Source organism: Nonomuraea sp. bgisy101 (assembly GCF_057708945.1).
Map to the genome: position 1 here is coordinate 462,265 of NZ_JBYITD010000004.1, position 9,818 is coordinate 472,082.

Annotated in this window: 10 protein-coding genes; 3 read left to right on the top strand and 7 right to left on the bottom strand. The window is 72.6% G+C overall.

Annotated features, from left to right (window positions below):
- Position 1 precedes the first annotated feature (1 nt).
- Complete coding sequence (locus tag AC3EO4_RS10620) at positions 2 to 994, bottom strand: hypothetical protein (protein ID WP_431895097.1); 993 nt, start codon at positions 992 to 994, stop codon at positions 2 to 4.
- Between the two features lie 114 nt (positions 995 to 1,108).
- Between AC3EO4_RS10620 and AC3EO4_RS10625 the strand changes: the two genes are divergently transcribed.
- Together AC3EO4_RS10625 and AC3EO4_RS10630 are read left to right on the top strand one after the other, a co-directional pair.
- On the top strand, positions 1,109 to 1,612 hold the full coding sequence (locus AC3EO4_RS10625; RefSeq protein ID WP_379574493.1) for a winged helix-turn-helix transcriptional regulator: 504 nt from the start codon (positions 1,109 to 1,111) through the stop codon (positions 1,610 to 1,612).
- 81 nt (positions 1,613 to 1,693) lie between these two features.
- Positions 1,694 to 3,445: a serine/threonine-protein kinase gene (locus tag AC3EO4_RS10630; protein ID WP_431895099.1), complete on the top strand. Its 1,752-nt coding sequence runs from the start codon at positions 1,694 to 1,696 to the stop codon at positions 3,443 to 3,445.
- On the opposite strand, the gene AC3EO4_RS10635 is transcribed toward AC3EO4_RS10630, so the two are convergent.
- The 3 genes from AC3EO4_RS10635 to AC3EO4_RS10645 are packed head-to-tail and all read right to left on the bottom strand — an operon-like array spanning position 3,407 to position 6,671.
- Positions 3,407 to 5,635 (bottom strand): bifunctional polysaccharide deacetylase/glycosyltransferase family 2 protein, encoded by a 2,229-nt coding sequence (locus tag AC3EO4_RS10635; protein WP_431895101.1) that lies wholly within the window; start codon positions 5,633 to 5,635, stop codon positions 3,407 to 3,409. The two genes, AC3EO4_RS10630 and AC3EO4_RS10635, sit on opposite strands and share 39 nt — an antisense overlap.
- Entirely contained in the window at positions 5,632 to 6,171 is a 540-nt protein-coding gene (locus AC3EO4_RS10640) for a hypothetical protein (protein ID WP_379574490.1), read from the bottom strand. The genes AC3EO4_RS10635 and AC3EO4_RS10640 overlap by 4 nt, the downstream gene beginning before the upstream one ends.
- 11 nt (positions 6,172 to 6,182) lie before the next feature.
- On the bottom strand, positions 6,183 to 6,671 hold the full coding sequence (locus AC3EO4_RS10645; RefSeq protein WP_431895103.1) for a MarR family winged helix-turn-helix transcriptional regulator: 489 nt from the start codon (positions 6,669 to 6,671) through the stop codon (positions 6,183 to 6,185).
- A 53-nt stretch (positions 6,672 to 6,724) separates the two neighbouring features.
- Here AC3EO4_RS10645 and AC3EO4_RS10650 point away from each other — a divergent pair, with 53 nt between their 5' ends.
- The gene (locus tag AC3EO4_RS10650) at positions 6,725 to 7,114 is read left to right on the top strand and encodes a PPOX class F420-dependent oxidoreductase (protein ID WP_431895105.1); all 390 of its coding nucleotides are present in this window, start codon (positions 6,725 to 6,727) and stop codon (positions 7,112 to 7,114) included.
- Here AC3EO4_RS10650 and AC3EO4_RS10655 read toward each other — a convergent pair.
- From AC3EO4_RS10655 to AC3EO4_RS10665, 3 genes are all read right to left on the bottom strand, one after another.
- Positions 7,104 to 7,979: a carbohydrate kinase family protein gene (locus tag AC3EO4_RS10655; RefSeq protein WP_431895107.1), complete on the bottom strand. Its 876-nt coding sequence runs from the start codon at positions 7,977 to 7,979 to the stop codon at positions 7,104 to 7,106. The genes AC3EO4_RS10650 and AC3EO4_RS10655 overlap by 11 nt on opposite strands.
- 52 nt (positions 7,980 to 8,031) lie before the next feature.
- Positions 8,032 to 9,057, bottom strand: a complete 1,026-nt coding sequence (locus AC3EO4_RS10660) for a LacI family DNA-binding transcriptional regulator (RefSeq protein ID WP_379574486.1) — start codon at positions 9,055 to 9,057, stop codon at positions 8,032 to 8,034.
- Between the two features lie 10 nt (positions 9,058 to 9,067).
- On the bottom strand, positions 9,068 to 9,818 hold a 751-nt coding region (locus tag AC3EO4_RS10665; RefSeq protein ID WP_431895108.1), incomplete at its 5' end, for an alpha-amylase family glycosyl hydrolase.

Here is a 9,818-nt window from a genome sequence, read left to right on the forward strand (position 1 = left end):
GTCAGACCCTAGCGGGGACGCAGACCGGCAGCGAGCGGCGGGCGTAGGAGACGGCGGCCACGACGAGGCCGATGCCGAGGCCCGCGAAGGCGAGGCCGCCGAACAGCGTCATCCAGGTGATGCCCTCGGCGGTGAAGGGCGGCGAGGCGGCCATCTCCGGCAGGATCCCGGCGGCGATGAGCGCGGCGTAGAAGACGAGCAGCACGCCGTACACGGCTAGAGTGGCGGCCGTCAGCCACGCCGGGATCAGCGGCAGCAGGCGCGGCACCCGCCGTCCCGCCAGGAACAACGTCCAGCGCGGGAAGACCTGCCCCCACGGGTATATCAGGCCGGCCAGCAGGAAGACGCCGACCAGCGCGGCCAGCACGGTCACGTCGACCCCCACCGACGCCAGCGCCGCCGACACGCCTCTGTCGCCGGCGGCCATCACCTCCTGCCACTCCTTGCCGGTCACGCCGAGCGCGTCGCCGCCCAGCAGCCAGATCGTCTTGACCGCCGCCCACGGCAGCAGCCCGCACATCAGCGCGTAGACCGCCACCCGCGTCCGCCCGGACGCCCGCGTCGGCACGGGGTGGGTCGGCTCCCCCTCGCCCTCGTGCCTGCCTCCGCACCGAGGGCAGCGTCCCCGCAGCCTCCTCCCGTACGGCACCGCGACCCTCAGCAGCAGGACCGCGCCGACGGCGTTCAGCACCACCTGCGCCAGGTCCGCGAGGCTGTCCACCGCGGTCATGGACATCAGCGTGACGAAGTGCATCGGCGCGCCCGCCGTCCCCGCGGCGAAGACGGCCAGGGCCGCCCACAGCGTCGCCGTCACGACCACGCCGCCCCGCCTGGTGCGACCCGTCAGCGCGGCGAGGACGGCCAGCGCCGCCATGAGGAGGTGGACGGCGGGCGTGTAGCCATGCCGCATCGCCCACTCGACAGGCGTTCCCGTCACGGCCCAGCCCACCTGCGCGGCCGCGTACACGCAGGCCCAGATCATCAGCGCGTTCATGCCGCCAAGGCTCGCGGGCGGGGACGGGCGTGGCCTCCCTCGACGGGGCCATCCCGCTCCCCCACGCGGGGGAAACGGGGTCAGTCCGGATATCCAACGCAGTAATCTGGGCTCATGACGAATGCCCGGCCCTGCTCGATCGCGGATGCCCTCGCCGTGGTGGGCGAGAAGTACTCGCTGCTGGTGCTGCGCGAGGTGTTCTTCGGAGTGCGGCGCTTCGAGGCGATGGTGCGCAACATCGGCGCGCCCCGCGACATCCTGGCCGCCAGGCTGCGCAGGCTGGTCGAGGCAGGCGTGCTGGAGAAGGTCGCCTACAGCGACAGGCCGCTCAGGTACGAGTACCGGCCGACGCAGGCGGGACTCGACCTGCAGAACGTGCTCCACCTGCTGCGCCAGTGGGGCGACAGGCACCTGGTCGAGGCTCCGCCGGTGGTGTTCGAGCACTCGTGCGGCGCGTCCTTGGACGCGGTGGTGACGTGCGCGTCCTGCGGCGAGGCGGTCAGGCCTGGGGGGCAGACCGCCCACTTCCAGGTGGAGGGTTGGGGACTGGCCGGCGAACGCCCCGCCGACACGGCCGCTGGAGCGCAGTCGAGCCCCTCGCAGGCCGTTCTCGGTTAGAGTTCCGGGTGAATACGGTCATGCCGGGCGAAGGACGGTCGGTTGGGACGGCGGGAGCACGAAGGCGAGGGGGCTGCGACGGTGGGATCGCCGCTGGCCCCTGAGGACCCGGTCTCGATCGGGCCCTACCAGCTCGAGAGCCGCTTGGGCTCCGGTGGCATGGGCACCGTCTTCCTCGCCCTGGCGCCCGACGGGGCCAAGGTCGCGGTGAAGGCCATCAGGCGCGATTTCGCCGCCGACCCCGTCTACCGGGCGCGCTTCCACGAGGAGGTGTCCAACGCCAGGCGGGTGGCCTCCTTCTGTACCGCCCGCGTGCTGGACCACGGCGACGACGACGGCCTGCTCTACCTGGTCACCGAGTACATCGACGGCGTCTCGCTCGAGGACCATCTCATCGAGCACGGCGCGCTGTCGCCCTCCGTCCTGCACTCGGCCGCGGTCGGAGTGGCGGCGGCGCTGACGGCGATCCACGCGGCGGGCCTGGTCCACCGCGACCTCAAACCCGCCAACGTGATGCTGACCCTCGCGGGCCCTCGCGTGATCGACTTCGGTCTGGCGCGTTCCACGCAGGTGGGCTCGCGGCACACCAACGTCGGCCTGGTCATGGGCACGCCCGGGTGGATCGCCCCCGAGCAGGTCTTCGAGGGACGCACCAGCCCGGCGGCCGACGTGTTCGCCTGGGGCTCGCTGATCGCCTACGCGGGGCTCGGCGGGCACCCGTTCGGATCGGGCGACGCCTACGTGATGGCGGCGCGCGCCCGCACCGCCCCTCCCGACCTGCGCGGGCTGCCCGCGCCCCTCGACCGGCTCGTGGCCGCCGCCATCCACCCCGACCCCGCGCGCCGCCCGCAGGCCAGGGAGCTGCTGCTGGAGCTGGTCGGCGCCCCCGACGTGGCCGGGGCGCAGCTGGCCGCCACCCGTCACCTCACGAACTCGTGGAATCCCGCCGATTTCGGGGTACGGCAGCCGCCGCCCCCTCCCGGCTGGACCCCGCCGCCCGACCAGCGTCCGGCGCCGCACGGGCCGCGCCCGCACGCCCATCAGGCTCCTCCCGCTCACGGGCCGCAACCCGGCGCGCCCGACCGGCAGCCCAGGCCCCCCGCGCCGCCCCCGCAGGCGGCCCAGGGACAGCAGCGGCCACAGGCGCATCAGGGACAGCCGATGCCGCCGGCGCCTCAGAGGCAGCAGGTGCCGCCCGCGGAGACGACGATCCCGCCCACGCGGCGGGGGCCGATCCCGCCGCCGGCCAACCCCGCCGAGACGACGGGCCCCGGGTCGCTGTCGGCCTATCACGGCACCGGGCAGGCACCACGCCCGCCGTACCAGACGACGGGGCAGGGGCCGCTGCCCCGCCCGCCCGCGCGCAGAGGCGGGGTGTTCACCGGGTGTCTGGTCGCCGCCGCCATCGTGGTGGCGCTGGCGCTGCTGCTGATCATGGTCATGGCCTGGATCTTCAAGCCGGCCGCCATCGGCGCGGAGGGTCCCGTCCAGGACGGCAAGCTGCGCTTCACGGTGGCCGGGCACAAGTGCGCGAAGGCGGCGAAGCCCGCGACCGTGCGCCAGTGCAGGGTCACGCTGAAGGTCGGCAACATCGGCCAGGAGGGCAGGGTCCTCTACCCCGGCCAGCAGAAGCTGCTCGACGGCGACGGCGTCGCGCATCCCGGGGCCAAGCTCCTGGACAAGGCGGGCAAGGAGATCCAGCCGATCAGGATCGGCCCCGGCGAGTCGTTCACCGGCGGGGTGGTGTTCGAGCTGCCCAAGACGGCCGAGGCGAGCGAGGTCGAGCTACACGACTCAGGGCTGAGCCGCGGCGTCAGGGTGACGCTCGGCTAGCGCGCCCTGCGGCGCCGCCTGCGGGGGCAGCGTTCCGCCGAACGTGCCCTCCCTGCGCACGGTGTGCCAGCGCAGCCGTACCCCGAGCACCGCGGTGGCCACGGACTGGATCACCACGAGATACATGAGCTGCCGGTAGACGAACTGCTGCAGGGGCAGCACCCACAAGGCGGAGGCGCGCTCACCGTCGAGCCGCAGGGCGTACCAGCCCGTCAGTGCCTGGACGACGACGAATCCCGCCCACACCGCCACGACGGGGAGCGGGTCGCCGACGGCGGTGTTGTAAAGGGCCATGAGGTCGACCACGGGCGCGAGCAGGGGCAGCACCACCTGGAACAGGGCGAGGTAGCCCAGGCAGCGCCGCCCGAAGGGGCCGCGCTCGATCAGCGCGCGCCGGTGCTTCCACATCGCCTGCAGGGTGCCGTAGCACCATCGGTAGCGCTGCTTCCAGAGCTGGCCGAGCGAGGTGGGCGCCTCCGTCCATGCCAGCGCCTTCTCCTCGTAGACCACCCGCCACCCCGACCTGCACAACGCCATCGTCAGGTCGGTGTCCTCGGCCAGGGTGTCGACACTGACGCCGCCGAGCGCGACCAGTGCCGACCGGCGGAAGGCCCCGATGGCGCCCGGCACCGTCGCCATGCAGTCGAGCAGTTCGAACGCCCGCCTGTCGAGGTTGAAGCCGATGACGTACTCGATGTGCTGCCAGCGTCCCACCATGCCGCGCCTGTTGCCGACCTTGGTGTTGCCGCTGACCGCGCCGACCGCTGGATCGGCGAGCTGGCGTACCAGGTGCCCGATGGTGGCGGGCTCGAAGACGGTGTCGCCGTCCACCATGACGAGCAGCTCGTGGCGGGCGTGCGCGATGCCGGTGTTGAGCGCCGCCGGCTTGCCTCCGTTCGGCTGTCGTATCACTCTGACGTTGGGCAGGCCGAGGGCCGCCGCGAGGTCGGCGGTCGCGTCGGTGGAGCCGTCGTCGACGACGATCACTTCCAGCTCGCCGGTATAGGTCGTCTGGACGAGCGACATCACGGTCGCCTGAATGCCCGCCTCCTCGTTGAAGGCAGGCACGATCACCGTCACCGGAGGTGGCGCTTCCCAGCGCGCGATCCCTCGGCGACGCCTGCCTCTCCGGGTTCGACGGGCGTGCATCCAGGCGAGCGCGGCGAACAGGCCCAGCCTCGCCAGGGTGAGCACGCCCGCGGCGAGGAGCACCCACGACAGTGCGGCGGTGAGCGAGCCGGAGGCCCGCTGGGCCAGGTTGAGTGCCCAGCCGGTGAAGCGCTCCACCCCTCCCGCCTGCTGGTGCGCGGACGGCATGCCGAGAGCGCCCGTCACGGTGACCGCCCGGTATCCCCGACGGCCGAGCTCCCTGAGCGCCAGGTCGAGTGCCTTGACCGTGCGGCTCCTGTCGCCGCCGGAGTCGTGCATCATGACGATCGCGCCGCGCCCCTTGGCGGGAAGCGCGCTCTTCGCCATCCGCGCCGCCGTCGCCTGGCTCCAGTCCTTGGTGTCCAGGTCGGTCAGCGCGATCAGGTATCCCTCCGCGGCGACGGCGCGCAGGCTCTGCCACTGCGGCAGCGTGACGGCCGCGGGCGTCGACGAGTACGGCGGGCGGACGAGCGTGGTGTGCAACCCCGTCGCCCCTGCCAGCGCCTTCTGCGTCAGGGAGAGCTCCAGCCGCAGCCGCCACCCTGACACGGCCGTGAGGTCGGCGTGGGCGTAGGTGTGGTTGCCGATCTCGTGCCCCTCGGCGACGATCCGCCGTGCGAGGTCCGGGTACTGGGCGACCTTCGAACCGACGGCGAAGAAGGTCGCCTTCGCCCCGTACCGCCTGAGCACGTCGAGGATCTGCGGGGTCCAGGTGGGATCGGGTCCGTCGTCGAAGGTCAGGGCCACCGTCCTGGCGGCCGGTCCGGCGCTGGAGGCCGCGCCCGCCGTGAGGTTCAGCACGGGGCCGCCGCTGCGTACGTCGTCCAGCTCGGGGGTGGAGACATCGGTCGCGGGCGCGGGAGCCTGCGTCTCGCCGGCCACGTTGGTCACGTAGCCGTTGAGCACCAGCGCGCAGGCGAGCAGAACCATCCCGACGGCGAGCAGGAACCAGTGACCGCGAGGGTCGGCCGCCTTCACTCGGGACACCGTGGCCGTCGGGTCGACGGCGGCGGCGCGACGGCCGCCGGCGGGAGCGCTCATCCCTTCGAGCCCTTCGCCCTGTCAGGGTCATGGCCGGGCGGCGTCTTGCCGTCCAGGCCGGGCGGCGTGTCAGCGGCCGTCGGCTCGGCCGTGGCGGCCGGATCGGTGACAGGGGCGGGCCCGGCGCTCGGGGTGGAGGTCGTCTCCTCGCGTCCTTCGACGCCGTTGGAGGGTCGTGTCGTCCGTGAGCTCCGCTCGGGTGTGGACGTGCGCGAGGGTGTGGGCTGACGCTCCGCGCTGGTCGTGGGAGGGGGTGTGGGCCGAACCCTGGCCGGCGTCGGGGTCGCCGTCGGCGACTGGCGCGGGGCCCCGCTCCTGGACGGCTGCGGGGACTCCGCCGGCGAGCCGCCGCCCGGCCAGCCGCTCACCGAGAGTGTCGTGCCGGTGAACAGACCGCTGAGCACGACGGCCAGCAGGGCGAAGGCCAGCGAGCACGCGACGACGGAGCCGAGCATGATCAGCCGCCTGCGGCGGCCACTGTGGTCGACGAACACCGCCTGCGGAGGGGGTGTGGAACGGCGGCGTTGAGAGGACACGCCGAGTGATTTTAGTGGTCGTCGGTGACGTGTTGGGAAATATCCGAGTTCGTTGCGTCATCCGGGCCAGGTGAATCCGTCAGGGCGCGCCCGAAGCGGGCCAGCAGGTCGCGCAGCAGGTCGCGCTCCTCCGGCGTGAACGCGGCGGCGATCCTGCGCTCGATCGTCACGGCCGCGGCGTCGGCCAGCTCCAGCGCCCGCCTGCCCTCGTCGGTGAGGTGGGTCTCGAGCATCTGGCGGTGCCAGGGGTGGGGACGGCGTTCGACGAGCCCGCGATCCATGAGGTTCTTGAGCACGACGTTGGACGCCTGAGGGGTCACCAGGCACTGCCTGGCCAGGGCGGCGTTGGAGATGCCCGGGTTGCCGGCCAGCACCAGCAGGGCGGCGTACTGCGGCACGGTGACACCCGCCTGCTTGACCGCCGCGTGCTTGGCCGCCATCAGCAGTTGCTCGGCACGTTTCACATCGAGCCCGAGGCGCTCCTCGGCCGGCATTCCCATGCCCGAACTATACAGAGCTTGAGAACCATCAATACTTTGATAGTGTGCCCGCCATGAGTGTGATTCCAGACAGCCATCTCGATCTGCTGACCCGGCCGCTGTTCGCCCACCTGGCGACGTTGATGCCCGACGGGACGCCACAGGTGACGCCGGTGTGGACGATCTGGGACGGGGAGTTGCTCCGCTTCACGACGACGACCGACCGGCGCAAGGGCAGGAACGCGGCCGAGCGCCCCACGGTCGCGCTGTCCGTCAACGATCCCGACGCGCCGTACCGCTACCTGGAGGTGCGCGGCGTCGTGGAGCGGATCGACCCCGATCCCGAGGGTGCCTTCTTCGACGTGCTGGCCAGGCGCTACGGGCTGGACTACGAGGCCCCCGTGGGCGACGCCGAGCGGCGGGTGGTCCTGGTGGTGCGCCCGACCAGGTGCACTAAGCAGTAGCCGCGCGGGCCAGCAGCGTGTCCTCGGTGATCGGGTTCTCGTGGGTGCCCTCGGAGACGCAGGCGTGGGCACCTGCGATGGCGCCCAGGCGGGCGCACGTGTCCACGGGCTCGCCGCGCAGCATGCCGTACAGGAAACCGGAGACGAAGGCGTCGCCCGCGCCGTTGGAGTCGGCGACCGGCGCGGGCAGCGGCGCGGCGGGGAAGGCCTGCACGTCGTCGTCCCCGGCCAGGACGAGGCAGCCGCGCGCCCCGTCGGTGCAGACGACGATGCGGGCACGCCCGTGCCGCCTGATGTGGCGCATCGTGGCGCGCGGGTCCTCCAGCTTGGCGGCCGACATGAAGACCAGGTCGGAGCCGTAGGCGAAGTCCTTGTGGTGGTCGGAGACGCCGTCCCAGTCGTGCAGGTCCGTCGAGATGGGGACGCCGGAGAAGTCGGCGTAGACATGCCGGGCGAAGTCTGTGATCGAGACGTGCACGTGGCGGGTGGGCTGCAGGTACAGCTCGCGCGGCAGCCGCTCCCCTGCCACGCCGCGCCCGTCGTAGAGCGAGGTGCGGCGGCCGTCGGGGCCGACGAGCAGGAGGCTGCGCCTGGTGCCCGCGGCCGATCGCGCCCACGCGAAGTCGACGCCGTTGGCGGCCAGATGCTCCCTGATGAGCCTGCCGTGGGGGTCGTCGCCGATCAGGTCGGCGAACCTGGTCCGCAGTCCCAGCGCGGCGCAGCCGAGCGCGACGCCGGACCCCGTGTTGCCGATGCGGTCGACCACGGGAGGCACGTGGTAGGTGTCGGCGTACGGCAGGGGCAGCGCGGGCACGTAGGCGGTGGAGTCGACCCCCGCGCCGCCGATGACCACAACGTCGTACATTCGTCGACCCTCCACGAGTTCAGCCTTCCACGAGCCGCGCCCCAGCCGCCGATCAGCGGTTGACCAGCGGTCCCGAGCCCGTCGAGCCGCGGACCACCAGCTCGGGCTGGAAGATCAGCTCGAGGTGCCGGCCCGGCGCCCCGTTGACCTCCTCCAGCAGCGTCTGCACGGCCGCCGAGGCCATCGCCCCGATCGGCTTGCGGACGGTGGTCAGCGGCGGGTCGGTGAAGGCGATCAGCGGCGAGTCGTCGAACCCGACCACCGACACCTCGCCCGGCACCGACCTGCCCCGCTCCCTGCACGCCCTGATCGCGCCCAGCGCCATGAGGTCGCTGGCGCACACGATGCCCGTGCAGCCGCGGGCCAGCAGTTGCGCCGCGGCGGCCTGCCCGCCCTCGACCGAGAACAGCGAGTGGGCGATCAGGTCGTCGACGTCGTGGACCCCGAGCAGCTGGGCCATCGCCTGCTGGAATCCCTCGATCTTCCTGATCACCGGCACGAACCTGCGCGGCCCCAGCGCCAGCCCGATGCGCTCGTGCCCGAGGTCGACCAGGTGCTGGACGGCCAGCCGCGAGGCCAGCCGGTCGTCGGGCGAGATGAACGGCGCGTCGACGTTCTCGTTGTAGCCGTCGACCAGCACGATCGGCAGCCCTCGGTCGGTCAGCCTGGTGTAGCGGTCCATCCGGGCGGTCGTGTCGGCGTGCAGCCCCGAGACGAAGACGATGCCGCTGACGCCTCTGTCGACCAGCAGCTCGGTGAACTCGTCCTCGGGCGCGCCGCCGGGCAGCTGCGTGCACAGCACCGGCGTGTAGCCGTGGTGCGTCAGCGCCTTCTCGATGGCCTGCGCGAAGGCGGGGAAGATCGGGTTGTCCAGCTCGGGCGTGACCAGCCCGATGAGCCCGTTGCTGCGCTGGCGCAGCCGCTGAGGCCGCTCGTAGCCCATGAGGTCGAGCGCGGTCATGACGGCCTGGCGGGTCGCGGAGGACACCCCCGGCTTGCCGTTGAGCACCCGGCTGACCGTGGCCTCGCTCACCCCTGCCTGGGCGGCGATGTCGGCGAGACGGGCGTGACCGTTCATGGTGGACACTTTACGCAACCTTGGCCCGCCACCACGTGGTGGAATCGGGAGCGAGCCTGCCTTCCTCGACGGGAGCGCTGGACAGGACCGCCCGGCCGTCGACGGGATAGTCGACGGGGTCGCCGGTGAGGTTGACGGTGCACACGAAGCCGTCGTCGCGGCTGAAGACGAGCGTTCCGGCGGGCGAGTCGTGCCAGCGCAGCTCACCCGACACGGTACGGCGCAGCCGCAGCGCCTGCTTGTAGAGGGAGAGCATCGAGCCGGGGTCGCCGGCCTGGGCCTCGACCGACAGGCCGCCCCAGTCGCCGGGGACGGGCAGCCATGGGCGCCGCCAGCCGTAGCCGTCGGAGGAGGTCCACGGCATCGGCACCCTGCAGCCGTCGCGGCCGCTGTCGGGGTCGCGCAGCCGCTGGGGGTCGAGGCAGACCTCGGCGGGCAGGTCGAGCACCTCGGGCAGGCCGAGCTCCTCGCCGTTGTAGACGTAGGCCGAGCCGGGCAGCGCGAGCATGAGGAGCGCGGCGGCGCGGGCCCTTTCGGAGCTGCCGAAGCGGGTGACGTGCCGCTTCACGTCGTGGTTGGACAGCACCCACGTGGAGGGCGCGCCCACGGAGTCCGCCGTCGCGAGCGACTCGGTGATCACCTCGCGCAGCGCGCCCGCGTCCCACCGCGCGTTGAGGAAGTGGAAGTTGAAGGCCTGGTGGAGCTCGTCCTCGCGGACGTAGCGGGCCAGCCTGGCGGGGGTGGGGGGCCCCACCCCCACA

Excerpts from the sequence above, each read along its gene's own strand:
- AC3EO4_RS10620 (WP_431895097.1), bottom strand. The coding sequence starts at position 994 with ATGAACGCGCTGATGATCTGGGCCTGCGTGTACGCGGCCGCGCAGGTG.
- AC3EO4_RS10625 (WP_379574493.1), top strand. The coding sequence starts at position 1,109 with ATGACGAATGCCCGGCCCTGCTCGATCGCGGATGCCCTCGCCGTGGTG.
- AC3EO4_RS10635 (WP_431895101.1), bottom strand. The coding sequence starts at position 5,635 with ATGAGCGCTCCCGCCGGCGGCCGTCGCGCCGCCGCCGTCGACCCGACG.
- AC3EO4_RS10645 (WP_431895103.1), bottom strand. The coding sequence starts at position 6,671 with ATGGGAATGCCGGCCGAGGAGCGCCTCGGGCTCGATGTGAAACGTGCC.
- AC3EO4_RS10650 (WP_431895105.1), top strand. The coding sequence starts at position 6,725 with ATGAGTGTGATTCCAGACAGCCATCTCGATCTGCTGACCCGGCCGCTG.
- AC3EO4_RS10655 (WP_431895107.1), bottom strand. The coding sequence starts at position 7,979 with ATGTACGACGTTGTGGTCATCGGCGGCGCGGGGGTCGACTCCACCGCC.
- AC3EO4_RS10660 (WP_379574486.1), bottom strand. The coding sequence starts at position 9,057 with ATGAACGGTCACGCCCGTCTCGCCGACATCGCCGCCCAGGCAGGGGTG.